This is a genomic window from Ekhidna sp., assembly GCF_040220215.1.
Taxonomy (GTDB): domain Bacteria; phylum Bacteroidota; class Bacteroidia; order Cytophagales; family Cyclobacteriaceae; genus Ekhidna.
Genome location: NZ_JAVJTR010000020.1, coordinates 239757 through 260456 on the forward strand (window position 1 = coordinate 239757; position 20700 = coordinate 260456).

Consider the following 20700-nt stretch of genomic DNA (forward strand, 5'->3'; position numbering starts at 1 on the left):
GAACTCAACGAACGTTAATGGAAATAGCAGAAAATCGACTTTTTAAAAATTTTGAAGAAAGTTTAGATTCCTTTAAGGAGGCAACTGATCTTACCAAACGGGACAAGGCATCCAAGCTTGCCAGTCAAATAGATATCCTTGCATTGACCCGGGACGGTCTGACATATTTATATCAAAAAAGTACAGAACTGGATGAGTTGGGTTTCTTTTCGGGTACTTCCTGGGAACAGCCGCTAAAGTTGGTGCCGACATTGGTGAAGGGAACGCTACAAGCAGGGCATCCCTCATCGAGCTTCGAAATTTTATCTGACCTTAGGTTGCTCGCTAATTCTAAGGGACAATCAAATAAGAAAATTTCTAAAGATGAGGCCAAATCACTTCTTGAAGAGATATTGGTGCATAATCTGGAGTTTGCTTTAAATGACCTTTCCGAGGATTCACGTCTCGCCATGAGCGAACGGGAAATTAAAAAAGCAACCAACCTTTTTGGGTTTCTCTTATCAGAAGTACCTGTGGACGGAATTTATGAAAAGCTGGCACTTGAAGTGGATTTGATTTGTAGCCAGCGTCCGGTTGAAACTCGCAAAGCAAGAGAGTTGATTCGATTGATCGATCAAAGGTTTGATACCTCCGGAAACACAGATACAGATGCCTTAGTCAAGTCGTTCATCAATGCACTAAAAGCTCCAACCAAATCAATTCTAAATAATCGATTGTCTCCCGATGACTATGCTACATATTTAGAAAGCTGTTCTAAAGTAGGCCTTGAACAAGAAGCAATGCAGATGGGAGAGTCGATGGTTGATACCGGCCTTGTCAGTCAATATCATGCTTATCTATTGCTTCACTGTGTCGAACATGAAGTTTCATTGATGCCTTTATGCCTGGGGTTAAATGATCGCGGCATAGCAGAATGGGAAAAGTTTGAGCAGACCATTATCACACTCATTAAAGAGATAGTCACTCCTGAAAACTATCAATGTATTTATGGCTTAAGCTGGGTTCTGGGAAGAAACTTACTTTCAAGACGTCCGGTTAGAGCCGGGCTGGAAAATCTACGTCGAGCTAAGATCAATGCGCAGGTTGAAAAAAGAATTCTCAAGTCCATTGATAATCCTAAAAGCTCCGTTTCTGCTTTGCAGTATTTAATTGGCGGGACTTTAAAGGTACTGGGTCAACCACTGGGCGTGGGACAGGGGAATAATCCAACGTGCCAGTCTGCTAGAGGTATCAGCATGTGGAGTCAGCATGCGCCAGCTAAGTTGATCGATATGATTATCACGGTGGCTACTCAAAACAACCTGATCATGAGATTTGAAAATCATGATCTTGAGTCTATCAAGTTGGCCAAAGGGTTAGTTGAAAAACTGGATTACAACCTGGATGTAGTATCAGCGATCCTCGTACCTCACCTTGATCGTATTTATAATGAAATGATGAGACGTTCAATGGGCCGAACGGATGATCCTCATAAGTGGGTAAACCCTGCTATGTACGGCCATTGGATTCCGGTTGGGTTTGCTTCCTGCTATGATTACCTATCTAACTCAATCATGGACTTTGATGGATTTACGCGAATTTTCTATGCTGCGTTTCATCCAAAATACAACGACAACAAACAAGTGGTCTATCCAATCCCCATAGGGATTTTTGTAACGAGTAATCATGGAAGCATGTTAGGGTTTCATGCTATTTCGCTACTCCGTGTAGACCTTGATCCGCATGATGAATATCGCATCTATTTCCTAAACCCAAACAATGAAGGACGTCAGGATTGGGGACAGGACATTAAACCATCAGTGCATGGAAACGGTGAAAAGCCGGGGGAATCTTCCTTACCATTTCACCAGTTTGCAGCAAGAATTTATGCCTTTCACTTTAATGCTTTAGAGGCAAATGCACATTTGCATTTAGTTGATGATGAAACCATTTCGAGGGTAAAAGATTTGGCGAAGGAGAGTTGGGGAACATCATATATCTGGAACGAACAAACCAAATTATGGTAAGACACTCCTCACGTATTGAGCTGAGTCAATCTTCACTGACCAGTAACATCAACTTCATTAAAAAGAAAATTGGATCTGAGGCCAGGATTTCCTCTGTCGTAAAAGCTAATGCCTACGGACATGGTATAGAGGAGTTTGTAAAAATGGCTGAACGAGCAGGGGTAGATCATTTTGCCACCGCGTCAGCATTTGAGGCGGAGACTGTACTGGAAGCTAAATCAGACAAAAGTGATGTCATGATCATGGGTATCTTGTATAGTGAAGATATCGCCTGGGCCATTGAAAACGAGATTGAATTTTATGTATTCAATTTTGAACGTTTACCTCTTGTTTTAGAAGAAGCTAAGCGATTAAATAAAAAGGCTAAGGTTCACCTGGAAGTGGAGACCGGCGCAAACCGTACCGGACTTCCTGAGAAGGAATTCCAACCGGCACTCAGTTTCCTGAAAAAGCATAGCAAGCACCTTGAATTCACTGGTCTTTGTACCCATTTTGGTGGAGCTGAGAGCTTCTCGAATCAGTTTAAGATTGATCGTCAACATAAGAAATTCAAAGAGTTCCTTAAGGTATGTAAGCAGAAAAAATTCATGCCTCAAATCAGGCATATTGCATGTAGTGCTGCAGCATTAGCATATCCGGATACCGTATATGATTTGGTGAGAATAGGCGTAGCTCAATATGGCTTCTGGCCCAGTCCGGATATCTATTATATGCACATGCAGAATGCTGGCCGTTCTTCCAATGGAGGTTCACTTAAGCGCTTATTCACATGGAAAACCGATGTTATGGATGTCAGAGACGTATGTGCAGGAGAGTTTATCGGGTATGGCACAGCATATCAGGCTACCCAGGATATGAAGGTAGCCGTCATGCCACTGGGATATTCCAATGGTTATCCTCGTGCACAATCCAATAGAGGCCATGTACTGGTAAAGGGAAAGAAAGCTCCGATCGTGGGACTTATTAACATGAACTTATTCATGGTAGATGTGAGTCATATTGAAGGAGTAGAAGTGGGAGAGGAAGTGGTCTTAGTGGGGAGACAAAAGAATAATACCATCAATATCAGTTCATTCACTCAGGTTACGCAGTTGATGAACAACGAAATGCTGAGCAGATTGCCGGCGGCAATACCCAGAAAAATTGTGAAATGAGGCGTCCGATTAGTAAAAAGGAAAAGCGTTTACTCAAAAGATTAATTAAATCTGATAGGGATAGCTATGGCTTAATAGATTTTTTGTCTCATGATTGGCCTGATGGAAAGATTGAAGTAAGTACATTTCAGCAAACACTTAGCCTTCAGGTTGAAGACGATCAACTTCCGGATGTAATGCATCATCTGGTAGATCGATTGAATTTCGTAAAAGCACTTGAAGGGGAAGGATATATTAACCTATGGTCACAGCTACCAACAACGGATAATACTAAGTCTTGTGGAACTGCTTCTTCGGATGCTAAAACTATTTTTGTTCCGGATATAGCAATAGCTACTGATATACTCAAGTATGCCAATTATTACATTTCCTTTAATGATTCATTGATCGAGTGGTCAAAACGTAATTTTAGTAGCAGGAATGATTTCAACTTGTTGAAGGCTGCTGTATATGTTTTTATTGTTTTGCTGGCAGCTGACTTAATTTATCATGCACGTGGTATTCGTTCCAGCATTAGCTCAGATCATCAGGAGATTGTTGCAAACAGTCAGGAACTGATTGAAAATCAGCTGCTGAGCAACCAAATTATAGACTCTCTTCGATTACAGAATAAGAATCTGGAGGAAATCACCAACAGAATTTCATCAAACACTCAGAACATGAAGGATGTTGTGGGATTGGTAAGGCAACAGCAGAAATCAATTCGTACCATCCAATCCCAATTTGACAAGCTCGATGAACAATTGAGTAATAATCGTAAATTTTTACTTAAAGCAGATAGTCTACTTACCAGACTGACAAAAAGAAAACCATGACCATACCCAAAACCATAGTGATAAAATATGGTGGGAATGCGATGGTGAACGAAGAGCTTAAGAGTGAAATCATTGATCGGATTGCTCAACTCAAAAGCCATGGATACCATATTGTTTTGGTGCATGGCGGTGGTCCATTCATTAATAAAATTCTGGACAAGGTTGCCCTTAAGTCTGAGTTTATCGGGGGACACAGAAAGACAACCAAAGAAGCCATGCGGTACATTGAAATGGCGCTCAAAGGAGAGGTTAATACGGGTCTGGTCGGTTTAATGAATGCTAAAGGCATAAAGGCGATAGGCATTTCAGGAAAAGACGCTGGTCTTGTAACGACTAAAAAGCGATATCATATCGAAGCGGATAGCAAGGTTGATTTAGGGCAGGTTGCAGATGTGGACGAGGTGAACTCACAAATTCTGATCGATCTGATAAATAATGGTTATTTACCGGTGGTGGCTTGCGTTGCAGCTGACAAAGAAGGAGTTTCATTAAATATCAATGCAGATATGATGGCCGGAGCACTTGCTGGAGCATTAGGTGCGGAGTATTTAGTACTCACTGATGTTGATGGTTTGAGAAGGGATAAAGACGACCCTGCTTCATTGATGTCTCAAATCCGAATGAGCGAAATACCTGAGTTAATGAAAACTGTGATTGTAGGAGGGATGATCCCTAAAATCGAATCATGCCAAATAGCTTTAAATACCGGCTCACCAAGAGCCAGAATCATCAATGGTACTAAGCCGGATATGCTACTTAAAATTATGAATGAAGAAGTTGAAGTTGGAACAGTAATAAGGAAGTAAAATGAGTTACACAACAGAAGAATTACATAAAATAGATCAGGAATATTATCTACCCACATTCAAGCGGTATCCGCTTGCCTTCAAAAAGGGCAAGGGTTCCAGACTGTGGGATATGGAAGGAAATGAGTATATCGATGCATTGGCCGGTATTGCTGTGAATAACATTGGGCATGGCCACCCTAAACTGGTAAAAGCCATAGCAGATCAGGCTCAAAACCTGATCCACATCTCTAATTTTTATGTCAGCGAACCACAGATGGTTTTAGCCAAAAAGCTGAGCGAACTGTCTGGCTTGAAGCGAGTATTTTTTGGAAACAGTGGTGCGGAAGCTGTAGAGGGTGCCATCAAGATTGCGAGAAAGTATGCAAGCAAGAACGGAAGAGGTGGGACTATCATCAATATGAAAAACGCCTTTCATGGTCGGACGATGGCAACCATAGCCGCTACAGGGAAGAAAGCAATGATGAATGGGTTTGATCCAATCCCCGAAGGATTTTGCCATGTTCCGTTTAATGAAATAGACCTGGTAAAGGAAAAAGTGAACCAGGATGTAGCCGGCATCATGCTGGAGCCGATTCAGGGTGAAGGCGGCATTATTCCGGCAGAGGCTGAATTCTTAAAGAAGTTGAGAGCTTTCTGTGACCAAGAGAATATCGCATTGATTTTTGATGAAGTTCAGTGTGGCATTGGCAGGACCGGAAAAATGTTCGCTTTTGAGTACTACGGAGTGGAACCTGATATAATGACTCTTGCAAAAGGCCTGGGTGGTGGTGTTCCAATAGGTGCAGTTCTGGCAAGTGAGAAAGTGGGTGGAGCTATTGACTGGGGCGATCACGGAACCACATTTGGTGGGAATCCATTGGTATGTGCTGCAGCCCTTGCAACCCTTGAAGTTATTGAAGAAGAAGGATTGTTGGAAAAAACTATTGCCAATGGACAATGGTTTAGAGAGCAGGTGATGAAGGCTACAGCCGACTATCCTGAGATTGAAGGTATAAGAGGAGAAGGGCTGATGTTGGGGGTGGTATTGTCTGTAGAGTCTAAACCTATTGTAGCAACTATGATGAAGCACAAAGTATTAGCGAATGCAACAGCCGGGAATATTGTTAGAATAGTGCCTCCATTGAATATTTCGAAGGATGATCTTCAGGTGGTACTGGATGTATTGTTTCAGTCTATTAAAGAAAATAGAAAATGAGCAAGAAGATAAATGTGGGGATTATTGGTGCTACCGGGTATACGGGATCAGAGCTTGTGCGAATTCTCATTCATCACCCATCGGTTGAAATTGCTGTGATTACTGCTGATTCTAGAAAAGGTGAACGCTTTGTTGATGTTCACCCACAATTCCGTGGAATTTTCGATGCTCCATTAGTCGGCATTGAAGAAATTGATAAGCATGATCTGGACGTTGTTTTCCTGGCACTCCCACACGGTGTTTCGATGGGTTTTGTAAAGGATTATCTTGACAGGGATTTCAAGATTATAGATCTATCTGGTGATTTCAGGTTGTCCTCTCCAAGTGTATATAAAACATGGTATAAAAAGGATCATAATTTTTCTGAGGGTTTTGAGTCTGCTGTTTTCGGACTACCGGAATTATTCAGGGCTAGAATCAAAAAGGCTCATCTTGTTGCAAATCCGGGTTGCTTTCCAACTTCTGCCATTTTGGCTTTAGCACCTCTACTCAAAGAAGGTGTAGTAGATAAAAACCACTTGATCGTAGACTCTAAAACAGGGGTGACAGGTGCTGGAAATAAAGCAAAAACCAATACACATTTCCCTGTTGTAAATGACAATTTCACAGCCTATGGAATAAAAACTCATCGACATACAATTGAGATACAGGAAGTCATCAATTCCTATTCAGGAGAAGAATCCAGTGTTTTGTTCACACCACACTTATTACCTGTGGATCGAGGAATTTTGTCTACCTGCTATTTAAAGCCAACCAAGGAAATGACAGAGCAAAAGCTATCAATGCTTTTCAAAAATTACTACGGTAATGAGCCGTTTGTAAGATTGGTGGATCAGGTACCTTCTATCAAGCAAGTCAGAGGTACGAATTTTGCCGATCTATTTACCACGTATGATGAACGTACGCAAACGATAATCACCGTGTCAGTCATTGATAATCTGGTGAAAGGCGCTGCAGGCCAGGCTGTTCAAAACATGAATTTAATGATGGGTCTATCGGAAGATGAGGGCTTGACGATTGTTCCAATACAACCATAAATAATTATCAATTATCGATATGATACGAAATATTACGAATGTTAGAGGAATAAAATGCTGGGGGGCACATACGGGTGTCAAATCTATGCGTAGGGATTTAGCTATTATGTACTCAGAGGTTCCGGCCAAAGTTTCTGCGACATTCACACAAAACCTGGTCTGCGCTGCACCGGTTACGCTTTCTAAAAAGCATTTGAAGGAGACAAATAACGTAGCTCGTGCCATTGTTGTAAACTCAGGAAATGCGAATGCAGTAACAGGCAAGCAAGGTGAGGAGGGAGCCCTTGCCATGGCGAAAGCCACAGCAGAGGAACTTGGTATTGACGTCAATCAAGTGCTTGTGTCTTCCACCGGAATTATAGGGAAAGAATTTCCGACAGATGAAGTGGTTGGAGGCATTAAAGAAAATGTTAAAAATCTTTCAGAAAATTCACGTGCCGGATCCTTTGCTGCAAATGCCATTTTAACCACTGACACCTTTGCAAAAGAAGGACATGTGGAATTTGAAATTGATGGAAACACGATAAACATTGCGGGAATAGCCAAGGGCTCTGGAATGATTCACCCCAATATGGCTACTATGTTAGCTTTCACTTTTACGGACATCAATATCGATCAAAAACTACTTGACAAGGCCTTTAAAGAAGCGGTAGATGATTCATTTAATATGATCACTGTGGATGGAGATACTTCTACTAATGATATGGCTTCCATTATGTCTACCGGATTGGCAGATAATGAGATAATCACCTCAGCCAGTGATCCTAATTTTAAGCTTTTCAAAGAAAAGCTTCATGAGTTGATGACCTACCTCGCCAAGTTGATTATATCCGATGGAGAGGGCGCTTCTAAGTTCATTGAATATAGATTAACAGGAGCCCGAAATAAAAAAGAAGCCAGAAAAATGGTACGTGTAGTATCCGATTCTTCACTGGTAAAAACCGCCATGTTTGGTAGAGATCCCAATTGGGGGCGAGTACTTGCGGCCATGGGCAGGTCTGGAATTGATTTCAATGTGGATAAAGTTGATCTTTTCTTGGGAAATGAAACTGAAACCGTGAAGATGCTTGATCAGGGTAAACCATTGGATTTTGATATGAATCTGGTAAAGCGGATTCTTAAGAAATCAGAGATCATTATTCAGATGAAGCTGAAAGAAGGTAAGGCTTCTGCAGTAGGATGGGGAACCGATCTTTCCACAGATTATGTGATGTTCAATTCTATGTACACAACCTAAGCAATGTTTCAGAAATAGATTTCCTGAGCCAGACGATATGTATTCGCGTGTGCCTCTAGTATATGTTTTATGTCTTCCGAATATCCGCCACCCATTGAGGCAACAAGCGGTATATTGTTCTTCCTCGCTAGTGAAATGACCAGCTCATCTCTTTTTCTACAACCAGCAATCGTGAGTCCCAAACGCCCAAGCTTATCTGTGGAAAGAACGTCCACCCCTGATTGGAAGAATATTAAATCGGGCTGAACATTATCAACCAATGTTTTAATGTTATGATCCAAAATTTTGAGATAGGTGGAGTCACTGGTGCCATCTTTAAGAGGAATATCCAAATTAGATCGCTCTTTATGAAGTGGGTAGTTATGCTCGCCATGCATACTGAATGTATAAACTCGATCTTCATTTTGAAAAATTTCCGCAGTTCCATTTCCCTGATGAACGTCCAGGTCTACCACCAGAACCTGTGATGCCTTTCCATGGTCAAGTAAGTATCTGGATGCGATGGCGATATCATTGAGTAAACAAAATCCTTCTGCACGATCTGAAAATGCATGATGTGTTCCACCGGCAATATTCATTGCTATTCCGTATTGAAGTGCAAATTCAGCACATTGGATGGTCCCTGCATTAATGGTTACTTCCCTCTTTACCAGCCCTTCTGAAATCGGAAACCCACTTCTTCGTTCTTCTTGTCTGTTAAAGTCTAGTTTTTGAAGTTTTTGCCAGTATTTCGTGGTATGAACCGCGAGTATCTCATCTGTGATTAGAGTACGAGGTGAAAATAAATCTGATTCTTTTATGGTCCCTTCATGTACCAACTGTTCTGGAAGCAAGTCATACTTCTCCATAGGAAACCGGTGCTTGGGTGGAAGCGGGTGATTGTAAATAGAAGACCAGGCTATCTTCAGCATTGGATATTAACTCTGACTTTAATTTAATGTTTGAGAATGGTAACTTAGGCATAGTAATTTTTAATCACTCAACTCACAACTATGCCCAAACTCAAAATAGAACGCTCCATCAAAATTAATGCGCCTGTTGCATTGGTGTATGCCGCGATCAGTGATTTCAATAAATGGGTGGTTTGGTCACCCTGGCTACTCATGGAGCCTGAAGCAAAAGTAGATATTGCAGACGATGCAAAATCATATAAATGGGAAGGTGATCGAGTGGGGGCTGGCAATATGAAAGTACTGGAGGAGAGGGAAAATGAATACCTTCATTGTGATTTGAATTTTTTGAAACCCTGGAAATCCGCCAACACTACCAGTTTTTACCTCACTAACACCAACGAAGGAACGGAAGTTAAATGGACCATGGATACAAGCCTTCCATTTTACCTTTTCTGGATGAAGAAGATGATGGGAGCTTGGGTTGGTGCAGATTATGAGAGAGGTCTGGATATGCTAAAGGCCTATGTGGAGCAGGGAGAGATTTATTCAAAGCTGGATTTTAAGGGAAATTCTGAGTTTGCAGGATGTAAATGGATTGGGATAAAAACGGACTGTCTGATTGATGATATGGCCACAAAAATGTCTGAGGATTTTGGAAGAATATGGCAGTATACAGAACGAGATGGAGATAATATTGATGGGGAGCCGCTAACTATCTACCATAAATGGGATATTGTAAAAGGCAAAGTTGCTTATACAGTGGCTGTTCAGGTAAAAGAAATTCCATCTGATTTACCCGACGGATTTGTTACCGGAGAGATTGAAAAAACACCGATATACACTCTTCGCCATACTGGCGCATATAAGCATTTAGGAAATGCATGGAGCACATTGTACACTATGCATAGAAATAAAGAATTTAAACCCAGGAAGGATATTCATCCATTTGAAACCTATCTAAATGATCCTCAAAAAACTCTTGAAAAGGAATTGATTACTGAAATCCACTTTCCTATTAAGTGAAAGCTTAATCCAAACCTACAATTCTGGGTTTACGCACATTCGGATTTTGGAAAAATTGTGGTGCAGAAAGGGTAACCTTAAAGTAAAATATCTGTCCTTCTGTGGGGGCGTTGGGAAATAAAGAGACCCTAAATTCGAATGTGTCGAAAACTAAACTTTCATTCCTGATCCGAACACCACCACCCGCTGTAAAGTAAGTTTTGTTATAGGGGTCTTGAATCCTGGATTCACGAACATTTCCGACACCTAAATGGCCATAGGTTGCAAAGCGAAAGCCATAAAAGTACCATGGTTGAAACACCACATATTCAGAAGTGAGTGTCATTAATTTATTACCCTCAATTTGCATTCCTTCAATGTTTCGAATTCTATTTTGCCCTGATAAACTTTGGGATATCGGAATAGAAAGGTTATCCCCATCGAAATAATGAAATCTAGTAAATATCCTTGAATAAGCTCCTCCAAAATCAAATAGAGGAGTAAAATGGCGTCCATCTATTTGCAGTACTTGATTTTTTCTCTTATTCGAGCTAGAAAAATAACCTGACTCAAGATTCAGAAAGAAATATCCCCATTTCTCTTTATAGGTAGAATAGCTTATTTGCACGCCTTTATAATCCCTTTCACCAAACTCTGTCCAGTCTTTACCCATTATAAAAGAGTAAATAAAACCTATTGGAACATCCTCAGTAATGTTGAACGAGAGGATATTCTTTGTTTTAAGGAAATTGATTTTACTATAGGAGAGAGCCCCAATCAGGAAGTGGTGATTGTGATATAACTCATTACTGTCAGGTCTCACCATCGGACGCTCATCAAAATTGTCATGTTGCAATCTCAATGCGGCATTAAAAGTCTTCCGTTCGTCTATTTGAAATGATCTGCCTCCCCAAACATCATAGCTTTTCCGGTCTATATTGAAATCCTTTTCGTATAAGGAATCAGCAAATATCAAATCAGAAATAGGCTCTACATGTTCAAAAGTAGCTTCTCCATAGTACTTAATATTTGGTGAAAGAAAATCCCTTTTGAAGGTGATTCCTTTACTCTTTCCCAAATAGTTGTCAGACAAAAAGATGGTTCCGTCAATGAATGAGTCATCTATGTTTCTCACGGTGTAATGAGCATCATAGCCATGCATTGGCATTTCTTCCCGTGTGTGCAGATAACCAATACCAAACTCATTTCCTGACCCTAAAATATTCTGATTGGTGAAACCGACCCGATAGGCATCATTGTTATCAATTGAGAGGTCTATAGACCAAGGAAATCGATCTTTTACGATAACATAGACCTTTACTCCTTCCAGATTTTCAGGATCTATTTTCAAGACTATTCTGGCATCTTCGATATATGGAAGTGATCGTATTATTCGCTCTGTATCTGCAAATTCGAAGGCATTCACTTCATCACCCCTGTCGAATAGAAGATGTTTAAAAACCACATTTTTTTTGGTGTTTTTGTGGAGCTCGTTGGTCAGTTTTCCAATACTGGATTCGGCCTTAAGTGTGGTGTCATTTACAGATCCACCAAACAAATCCACGGAAATGTAGTCAATGGAGGAAATCACTCGCCCTTCGAAATCTTCAAAAAATGATTCACTCTTTACAGGCTCTTTATTCTTAAAAGGATCCTGCTGTGTCGGTCTGTTAGTGATAAGCAGATTGTACAACTCTTTGGTAACTCGGGTCTTTTTAGCGGCGGAATATATCGAATCATAAAAACCTTCAGATAAAACATATTTATTGTCCAATACTTTATAATCAGAGCCGGCAGGTAAAATGATGGTGGTGTCTTTCTTGGGGATTACCAACGAATCAGCGATGACAATAAGCTGATTTTTACGTACTAAAATGGTATCAGTTTGTGCAGATGAGGTGCTAAAACTTAACAATAGCACGATTGTTACAATTACCCTATTTACGTAGTTCAATTTCCTCATATTCGACAATTGGCAAGTATAAAAGAAGTTCGTCTTGATATCCTATTTTTTTAGATAGTGATATTACTTTCACTTTTTATACAACTAATTGATTACTTTCACGTATTGTACAACAAATAAAAATTAGATTTTTATGAAAGGGAATCATCTTGGGGAGCTTGAAGAGCTTGTTTTGCTAACAGTTGGGTCACTCTACAATGAAGCCTACGGAGTAGCTGTAATGGATGAAATACGGGAGAATGCCGGACGAGACATGAACATTAGCGCAATTCATGCAGTGCTTCGGCGACTAGAAGAAAAAGGATTATTAAAGTCCCATATGGGAGGATCTACCAATGAAAGAGGTGGTCGTAGAAAAAGACTGTTTACACTTACAAAGGCGGGTAAGCTGGCCTTGGATCAAAGTATCTCCTTACGCCAATCACTATACGAGCGTATACCTAATATCACTTATAGTTTTTCAATATGAATTATGAGCCACCCAAATGGGCCGATCGGTTTCTAAGGTGGTATTGCAATCCACGATTCCTTGAGGAAATAGAAGGGGACATCTATGAACTCTTTGATCGTCGTGTTGAGCAGCAAAATCCAAATGTGGCAAAACTCAAATTTATCTGGGATGTTTTTCGATTTTTCAGATGGTCAAATATTAACAGGACAAACTCAAAATATACTAATATGAACCACTTTATGCTACTTAGGAATTACCTGAAGCTTGGTATGCGAAATATTCGTAAAAACCTGGTTTCTTCTTCCATTAACATTTTTGGAATGGCGATCGCAATTTGCTTCGCCATATCCATTTTCATTTTCACAGACGCTCAGCTAAGTATGGATAATTTCCATTCCAATGCTGATCGTATCTATCAGATTACAAATTATGTGGAACAGGAAGGGAATGATAACTTATGGAGCGACTCACCCATGATGCTGGGCCCGGCTCTTAAGGCGGACCACCCTTCAGTGGAAGAATTTGCAAGGTTTGAGTTTAGAAGTACTGTGGCAAAATACAAATCAGAAGTTTTTGATGAGCTGGCGGTTTTTACTGATCCTTCCTTTTTCAGGATGTTTGATTATGAAATGATAGCCGGAGATCGTGATGTGCTTTACAATAAAAGCAATGTGGTTATTAGCAAAGAAATGGCCATTAAGTACTTTAATGATGAAGATCCGATCGGCAAGGAGCTTTCCTTCAAGTTTATGAATGGAAAAGTTAAGCGCCTCGTAGTAGGAGCTGTTTTAGAAAAGTACCCTTACAATACCAGCATTGGATTCGATTTCTATTTGCCAATGGAAAACTTCTATGATCTGGAGTTTGAAAATGCTAATGATTGGGCGTTCATGACTGATGCGAATTTCATTCTATTGAAGGAAGGAGAGTCAATCAGCTCTATTTATGATTCATTTGACAAATACAAAGAATTGCAACATGGAAGTAACCCGGAATGGAAGGTTAGGTCGTTCGAACCGCTTGTTTTAACGGATCTTTCCACCACATCATATATGATTGAAGGATCTGTTTCTGGCGGTGGACACCCTGCCGGAAGAGTTGCATTGATTGTCATTGCGGCCTTTTTGTTAGGAATGGCTTGTTTCAATTTTATGAATATCTCGGTGGTAAGCGCTTCAAAACGATTGAAGGAAATAGCCTTGCGGAAAGTAATGGGTAGCGTAAGAAGGGAGATCATCTATCAGTTTATGGTTGAAAATTTACTCACATGTTTTTTTGCGTTGTTGGTAGGAGCAGCATTGTCCTATTTTCTACTCATTCCATGGTTTGATAGAATGATTCCTGAAATGGATATCCAGTTTCGGACGAATGATCCATTCACTCTTATCTACCTATTGCTTGGTTTATTGATTGGTGTTGGAATCATATCCGGTGCATATCCGGCATTCTATATCTCCAAATTTGACACCATCACCATCTTTAAAGGCAATGAGAAATTTGGTTCTAAGAATTTGTTTTCGAAGATCATGCTTGGGGTTCAGTTCTTTCTGGCGGTCATGACCATTGTGGGGTGCTTTATTATGACTGAACAAAGCATTTACCTCGGAGAAAAAGATTGGGGCTATGATCCTGAGGGTACCATGTCTGTCTATGTAAATGGGCAGGAGCAATATGATCTATTAAAGAATGAAGTGATCAATCATCCGGCAGTCATCAACCATACTTCTTCTGATTTACTCATTGGACGAGGTATAACTAAGGTCTCATTCGAAATGGGAGACAAGCAAATTGGTGTGAGGCGGATAGCAGCATCAGAGGGATATTTCGATACGTTCCGATTGAGGATGAAAGAGGGTAGACCTTTGACCGATAGGGCAGAAGACAAAAAAGGAAATGTAGTGGTCAATGAAAAGTTTGTTGAGTCTATGGGTTGGGAGAGTGCCTTGGAGAAAACGTTTACGCTCGATAGCACACTATATAAGGTGGTAGGTATCGTTGAAAACTTTCATTATTATGATTTCTTCTCACCAATTGACCCTGTAATGATTCATGGGTTGGATAAAGAAAAAGTAAGATACCTGACTGTTCAGGCGGATCCCGAAAAATTACCGCAACTAGAACAACATACGCGGGAAGCCTGGTTGGCTATTGCCCCAAATGATCCTTTTGATCGTGTATTTCAGGAGGATGTATTTGATGGTTTTTATCAGGAGAATGAGAGTAACATAAATATTTTGCTACTGATCACAGGTATAGCTATTGTGCTTGCGTGTCTGGGATTGTATGGGTTGTTGTCGTTTAATGTCCAGGGTAAACTAAAAGAATTTAGTGTTAGAAAAGTGCTCGGTGCAGAACCAAAAACACTTATTAAAATAATAAGCAAGCAATATTTCTGGGTGTTATTTATTTCGTTTTTGATTGGAGCGCCTTTAGGGACCATTGGTATGCTCAATCTGGTGGTAACCGTATTTCCGGATACAAAACCGGTAACAGCACTTCCTTTTATTGTGGCGGTATCAATCATTCTGCTAACATTGATCATCACAGTTGCTGATCAGATCAAGAAGGCCATAAACGTCAACCCAGCGGATTTGCTGAGAACCGAATAGGGCTACATGATTTGTGAGGAGATTCTAAAACCAGATCCTCCTCACAATCATTATCACTCCACTGATCACCATCATTGCAATCACAAGAATTCTGAATTGTTCGCTCTTTATTTTCTTGAGATAACCTTTTCCAATAATGCTTCCCAATGTAGCACCAAATCCAAGGGTTATTCCAAACACCCAATTTTCGGTAGTTAGCAATCCGAAAAACGTATAGCTACTGATCTGAGCTAGACCAGTAAAAAATGAATTCGCCGTTTTAGTCGCGATGAGCGCTTCCTTATCTAATCCGGCATTGAGGTAGAAGGGGTTGAGCACAGGACCTAATGCCCCGATCATGGTACCTAAAACAGAAACTATCAATCCGAGCGGAATAAAATACCATTCCTTGAACTCAAATGACTTTCTGGTTTTTCCAAACCGAAACTGAAATACAGTACTGATCAAAAATAGGCCTACTAATATTTGAAGGAAGGAGAGGTCGGCTCTTTTAAATAATAACGCTCCAATCCATGCACCGACAATAGCAGCCGGTGCGTAATAGACGCACAGTCTCCATTTAATATTTCGCCAAAAAATAATCAGCCGGGCGGGTCTCCCCAGAAAGATACCCAGATTTAATACTGGAGCAGTATGTGTAACACCAATGAGCCAATTGAGCACGGGTACAAGAACAAGTGCTCCTCCACCGCCGGAAATAGTCGATAGGATAAAGGCTAAAACCCCGGAGAAAAAAATAACTATCAGAAGAATGAAATCAATCTCAGTAAGCCATTCCAGCAGTGCACCCATGTGTCTAAATTTATGAACCTATAATTTACTATTTCTCATTAGTTTTATCCACCATGAGCGACACCAACCAACCAATCACTCCCAAATGGCTTTCGGAATTGCAACAAAAAAGCTGGGAGCCTGAAATCCTTTTATCGGGTATTGTGCTTTATGGAATGTTCAAAGTGCCAGGCCTTTTGGATCAATTCCTGAGCTTCTTCAAACTCAATATTTTTGGTAACTCTAATGACATTGACAACCTGGTAGCCCTTTTTAAAATGGGTATCTATTGGTTAATTTCCGGGCTTATTTTGCATTTGATTTGTCGGGGAATTTGGATTGGCATGGTAGGGTTGAGTTATACATTTCCGAATGGCATCCGACAGGATCGGCTAAACTATAAGGAGAAGTTCAGGGTCAAGGTGAATCAAACGCCTTCATATGAGCTCATTGTAATACGGCTGGAGAAAGTCTGTAGCTCGTTGTTCAGTATTTCCTTCATGCTCTTTATGAGTTTGATAGGAGGGTATCTGTTTTTTCTGGTTTTAGTGGTCATACCCTTCACAGTTGCATACGTCTATTTGGATCTTGGTTTTGAAGGGGCAGCATTTGAAGTATTTCAGTATTATGTAATGGTCATTGTAGTTGTCGCATTTATTGGATTACTCGATTTCATAAGCTTAGGATATTTTAGAAGGTTTAAGTGGTTTGCAAGGATTTACTGGCCGCTCCATAAATTGATAAGTGTACTTACACTCTCTCGTTTTTACCGTCCCATTTATTACGGGGTGGTGACTAACTTCAAAAAGTGGGTGTTCTTTGTTTTTTTACTCGTTTTTACCTTCGTGAGCATCTTTGGAGCAGGATCAATCACTGATACTACTTATCCAGGCGATGCATATAGCCGGCTTGAGTTCTGGGGCAATTCGAGAGGATACATGGCCTTTTCAGGATATTATGACGACCAAAACAATGAGTTACCATCGACCAGAGCGTCAATTCCTTCTGATGTTATTACGGGTAATGTTTTAAGGTTATTCGTTGTGGCCAATATTACTACGGAGGATCTTTACATGGAGCACATGCCCTTAGATTCGCTAAGAGAGGCGTATCCGGATACGAATTTGACCGCTTTAAAATTGATGGCCACTAAATCTTTTTATAAGGTACAAATAGATGGAGATTCTGTTGACGTGAGCTCCTGGCTTATGCATTATAAGTTTAATACTAAACAGCGCGGTTATCTGGCCTACATTGATATTAGTCAATTACCGGAAGGCATGCATTGGCTTACACTTGGAAGGCAGGGTAAAAATGCAACTGTCTATGCTGAAATTCCATTTTACAGAGATTTTACATTTAAATCTGTAGACATTTCGGGAAAAGACGATAATGAAAAGAATGACGCTGATTTTCAACCAAAGCCTTTTGGGATTAGAGATTAAAAAAGCTGTCCAAAAAGTGGATTTTTAGAAATCCTTAAACAGGTTCAGGATGACTGAAAGCACTTTTAAGACAGCTACTTGAAATTGTCTTTTTTCACTTTAACTATGAATGCGAAGGTTTAGATATAGTCACTGACTTATCGTCTTTTAACCATTGCATCGAAACAAAGGAAAATATAAAGCTTGATCCCATGGCCTCAATAAAAATCACCATAGCCAGGGTAAGCTGATTCATGAAAGTGTTATCAGGGAAATCAGCAAGGATGTTCGTCGTAAACACAGGGTCGAGGAATAAATAGACAACAACGAAAAATGAAAATAGTATTGCCGTGATCATTCCTACAGCCATCCCGGTTCCTATACCGGCGAGATAATTGAACTTATACTGAAAGTCTCCGTCTCTAAAACGCTTTATCGCTAAAAAGGCACCAGTGAACATAATGAATGCATTGAGTGCCCGGAGTTCTGTTATGTGGATGAGTCCTAAAAGTTTCATAACAAAAAAGAATGCAATGAGGCCTAAGCTTGTCTTTACCCCGTACAGTACGATGTGTTTTTCTAAGCTTTTCATAATACAATCAACAGGAATTAGACTGTGATTGTTTCATGAACCTGAAGATCATGCATTTTCGTCACTGAGCTTCTTATTGATATCCCGAAGAGCGTCATCCAACTCTCGTGCCGATATGTGAAGGCTTTGATTGATAAAATCCAGGTTAGAATTGTCGCCCGGTTCATAAAGATCAACCAAACCGAGTATACGTGCCAAAGGCGCCCTGACTATGTGTGAATTTGAAGATAGATATTCCTTTAATTGCTTGTTTCTCAACTTGAGTTCCTGAGTCCGACGATTGACAATGGTTTCCAGGTTGTTGTTCATCACTGTAATCTCGAGGTTTGCCCGTCTCAACTCTTCAGCTTGCGATTCTATTTGCTCATTGAGTTTTCTTAATGCTTCATTTGCCTTTCGTTTCCGGGTAAAGTTTTTATAAATCAAGTAGCAAATGCATATCATTAAGATGAGTCCTGCTATTAATGTGTTTCTAACCCATATCGCGTTGTTCAACACTTTGGCTTGCTCCAATTCAAGTTTTTTTCGTTCTACTTCATCTTTGATTTGCTTCTGATTAAACTCATATTCAGCTTCCTGAAAAGCCATCCTTCGAGCCAAATCTCTATTGAACAATGAGTCATTGGTTGATTTGAAAATCTTATGATACATCAAAGCCTTATCATATTGGTTTTGAGTTTCATATATGGTTGAAAGGTGTTGTGCGGCATCACGTCTTTCTCCCCGCATTCCTGCCGCAGAAGCCACATCGTATGCTTCAAGAAAACTACGTTCTGCTTCCTTCAACTGGTTCTGTTTCATATGAAGTTCACCCATATCTATGAGCGTAAGACTTTGGATGTAATGATTACGAAGCTCTTCTGATAAACTTAGTGACCAATCCAAATATTTCTTAGCTGAGTCTATGAGGTTCAATTTCATGAATACACTTCCTTTATTGTAAATAGGGAAGACCAAATTCTCAGGTCTACCGGTGTGCTTTCTAGAAGAAGCATTTAAAAACTTCAAAGCTTCATTATAGTCACCCTGTAGTTTATGAATGTGCCCGATATTGTTCAACATGCTTCCTTCTCGGGAATCATTTTTCAATTCCGCAAATAATGTAGCCGCTTGTTGGTAATGTTCCAGTGCCAGGTCATAGTCTTCAATGAAGTTGTAAATTCTCCCAATATTGTTAATGACCGAAGCTATCCTGGCCTGCACTCCTAAAGTTTCAAAGGTGGACTTAGCTTCAAGGAATAATCGCAGCGCTTGATAATAATGGCCTTGTGAGGTAATGGCTATTGCCTGTCGCATTTTTGCGTCAGCTACACCGAGGGGATAATTGGCCATCCTCGCCAATTGTTCGCTCTGGGTCGCTAGCAACAGCGCACTATCGGGATTGATATTTCTGATTGAGTATGAAGCTCCATTTAATGCATCTACCCTAAGAATTGTGTCAGGGGAATGTTGGGCATACTCCAGGAGACTATCCAGTTCCCCTTGTGCAAAAAGAGACGATACAAGTGCGCTTAGAATTGATATGGTTAATATTTTAAGTCTCAATAAAGTATAAGCCGGCGAAAGTATTTAAGATAATGAAAAAAGCGTGTTGCTACAATGGTATGCAAAATGCTACGGCAAATTTTTAAAACATTTTAGATTTAAATGTCTTTTTCATGGACAAATAGAATTGCGAAAGTGGAAGTAAAATTATGTATTCATCCAACGCCACCACCTACCCAACCAAGTTTTTGGTTCCTGCCTCTTTGAAGGTTCTGCTTTATGCTCAAAAGGCTCTGAAGTTCGTTTGACGGTTTGTTTCTGTTTTTTTACTTCAGGTTTTTGAAGTTTTTGTTGGTAATGAGAGGCTTTCAGTTCTTTTAGCTTTCTGGCTTCTTGTTCTTTGCGTCTCTTTTCCTGACGCGCTTCATAAGCTTCCTGCTTTTGTTTTGCCTTTAGTCTGCGTTTCTCTTTTTCCTCATCACTGATTTGCGGTCTGCTTCTTCGCTGATTTGAGTTTTCTGTCTCCTCGTTTTTAGCTTCAGTCTTCTTCTTTGGTTCTGGTAAATTAACTTTCCCTAAAACTTTTAACCCGGCTAGTTCCTTCTTAGGTGCTTTGATCAGTTTGATTTTGTCCAGGCCCATAGGACTTTCTTCAGACTCCAGCATTTCCAAAAGTTGATCTGTTTGGATCACCTCATCCTCCTTGATCGCTTCTTTTTCTTTCGGTTTATCATCATTGGGCTCTAACTCTTCCTTCAGCGTTTGTTCTGTCGATTCTGCAATTTCACCTTCAACCGAGGCAATATCATCCAGTGGTGTTTCAGGATAGGCCGGTGCTTTATCTGTCCTTACACCATACTCAGAGTCTTCGGCATCCCATTCGGGCTCTTTTTCCGTTACAGGTTCAGACATTACTACTGACTCTTGCGATTCTTTCTTTTTAGATTCCGACGCAATTTCCGGCTCATCCTCTATGATAGGAAGTTCCTTTTGAACCTCAACATCGATACCGAAAAAGTCCAAAATGTCGGATTCTACTTTATCACTTAGTTTGGTGTTGGAGTGAATTTCTTCTTTAGCATCATTCTCCAAATAGGAGATGAGGTCTTGTACGCGGATGTCATATTTTCTGGCAAATTGTCCTAGTCGCATTGATCAAGTCATTAGGCACTGCAAAGCTAATTTTTTAATGAAACTTTTTTTCAAATCGCATCAGATAAAAGGAAGCATAAAAAAGGGCAGCCATCCGGCTACCCT

17 protein-coding genes are annotated in these 20700 nt (G+C 40.3%); 11 read left to right on the top strand and 6 right to left on the bottom strand.

Annotated features, from left to right (window positions below; genetic code table 11):
- Positions 1 to 17 precede the first annotated feature (17 nt).
- From RIC88_RS14830 to argJ, 7 genes are read left to right on the top strand one after another with little or no spacing between them, the layout of a single operon-like run.
- The gene (locus tag RIC88_RS14830) at positions 18 to 2006 is read left to right on the top strand and encodes a hypothetical protein (RefSeq protein ID WP_350218341.1); all 1989 of its coding nucleotides are present in this window, start codon (positions 18 to 20) and stop codon (positions 2004 to 2006) included.
- Complete coding sequence (gene alr, locus RIC88_RS14835) at positions 2000 to 3160, top strand: alanine racemase (RefSeq protein WP_350218342.1); 1161 nt, start codon at positions 2000 to 2002, stop codon at positions 3158 to 3160. Before RIC88_RS14830 ends, alr begins: the two co-directional genes overlap by 7 nt.
- The gene (locus tag RIC88_RS14840) at positions 3157 to 3975 is read left to right on the top strand and encodes a hypothetical protein (RefSeq protein WP_350218343.1); all 819 of its coding nucleotides are present in this window, start codon (positions 3157 to 3159) and stop codon (positions 3973 to 3975) included. The genes alr and RIC88_RS14840 overlap by 4 nt, the downstream gene beginning before the upstream one ends.
- Complete coding sequence (gene argB / locus RIC88_RS14845; RefSeq protein WP_350218344.1) at positions 3972 to 4781, top strand: acetylglutamate kinase; 810 nt, start codon at positions 3972 to 3974, stop codon at positions 4779 to 4781. The genes RIC88_RS14840 and argB overlap by 4 nt, the downstream gene beginning before the upstream one ends.
- A gap of 1 nt (position 4782) precedes the next feature.
- Entirely contained in the window at positions 4783 to 5979 is a 1197-nt protein-coding gene (locus RIC88_RS14850) for an aspartate aminotransferase family protein (protein WP_350218345.1), read from the top strand.
- Complete coding sequence (argC, locus tag RIC88_RS14855) at positions 5976 to 7016, top strand: N-acetyl-gamma-glutamyl-phosphate reductase (RefSeq protein ID WP_350218346.1); 1041 nt, start codon at positions 5976 to 5978, stop codon at positions 7014 to 7016. The genes RIC88_RS14850 and argC overlap by 4 nt, the downstream gene beginning before the upstream one ends.
- A gap of 19 nt (positions 7017 to 7035) precedes the next feature.
- Positions 7036 to 8253, top strand: a complete 1218-nt coding sequence (argJ, locus tag RIC88_RS14860; protein ID WP_350218347.1) for a bifunctional glutamate N-acetyltransferase/amino-acid acetyltransferase ArgJ — start codon at positions 7036 to 7038, stop codon at positions 8251 to 8253.
- Between the two features lie 8 nt (positions 8254 to 8261).
- Here argJ and RIC88_RS14865 read toward each other — a convergent pair whose 3' ends face one another.
- On the bottom strand, positions 8262 to 9164 hold the full coding sequence (locus tag RIC88_RS14865; RefSeq protein WP_350218348.1) for a histone deacetylase family protein: 903 nt from the start codon (positions 9162 to 9164) through the stop codon (positions 8262 to 8264).
- 81 nt (positions 9165 to 9245) lie between these two features.
- Here RIC88_RS14865 and RIC88_RS14870 point away from each other — a divergent pair, with 81 nt between their 5' ends.
- On the top strand, positions 9246 to 10169 hold the full coding sequence (locus RIC88_RS14870) for an SRPBCC family protein (RefSeq protein ID WP_350218349.1): 924 nt from the start codon (positions 9246 to 9248) through the stop codon (positions 10167 to 10169).
- Positions 10170 to 10173: 4 nt separating this feature from the next.
- On the opposite strand, the gene RIC88_RS14875 is transcribed toward RIC88_RS14870, so the two are convergent.
- The gene (locus RIC88_RS14875; RefSeq protein ID WP_350218350.1) at positions 10174 to 12111 is read right to left on the bottom strand and encodes a hypothetical protein; all 1938 of its coding nucleotides are present in this window, start codon (positions 12109 to 12111) and stop codon (positions 10174 to 10176) included.
- Between the two features lie 133 nt (positions 12112 to 12244).
- On the opposite strand from RIC88_RS14875, the gene RIC88_RS14880 reads away from it, so the two are divergent.
- Positions 12245 to 12580: a PadR family transcriptional regulator gene (locus tag RIC88_RS14880; protein WP_089355690.1), complete on the top strand. Its 336-nt coding sequence runs from the start codon at positions 12245 to 12247 to the stop codon at positions 12578 to 12580.
- Positions 12577 to 15171: an ABC transporter permease gene (locus RIC88_RS14885; protein WP_350218351.1), complete on the top strand. Its 2595-nt coding sequence runs from the start codon at positions 12577 to 12579 to the stop codon at positions 15169 to 15171. The genes RIC88_RS14880 and RIC88_RS14885 overlap by 4 nt, the downstream gene beginning before the upstream one ends.
- Positions 15172 to 15195: 24 nt before the next feature.
- On the opposite strand, the gene RIC88_RS14890 is transcribed toward RIC88_RS14885, so the two are convergent.
- Positions 15196 to 15963, bottom strand: coding sequence for a sulfite exporter TauE/SafE family protein (locus RIC88_RS14890; RefSeq protein WP_350218352.1), 768 nt, complete (start codon positions 15961 to 15963; stop codon positions 15196 to 15198).
- 53 nt (positions 15964 to 16016) lie between these two features.
- Here RIC88_RS14890 and RIC88_RS14895 point away from each other — a divergent pair, with 53 nt between their 5' ends.
- The gene (locus RIC88_RS14895; protein ID WP_350218353.1) at positions 16017 to 17387 is read left to right on the top strand and encodes a hypothetical protein; all 1371 of its coding nucleotides are present in this window, start codon (positions 16017 to 16019) and stop codon (positions 17385 to 17387) included.
- Positions 17388 to 17490: 103 nt separating this feature from the next.
- Here RIC88_RS14895 and RIC88_RS14900 read toward each other — a convergent pair whose 3' ends face one another.
- From RIC88_RS14900 to RIC88_RS14910, 3 genes are all read right to left on the bottom strand, one after another.
- On the bottom strand, positions 17491 to 17958 hold the full coding sequence (locus RIC88_RS14900; RefSeq protein WP_350218354.1) for a DUF4199 domain-containing protein: 468 nt from the start codon (positions 17956 to 17958) through the stop codon (positions 17491 to 17493).
- A 48-nt stretch (positions 17959 to 18006) separates the two neighbouring features.
- Entirely contained in the window at positions 18007 to 19503 is a 1497-nt protein-coding gene (locus RIC88_RS14905) for a tetratricopeptide repeat protein (protein WP_350218355.1), read from the bottom strand.
- 147 nt (positions 19504 to 19650) lie between these two features.
- Entirely contained in the window at positions 19651 to 20595 is a 945-nt protein-coding gene (locus RIC88_RS14910; protein ID WP_350218356.1) for a hypothetical protein, read from the bottom strand.
- Between the last annotated feature and the right edge of the window lie 105 nt (positions 20596 to 20700).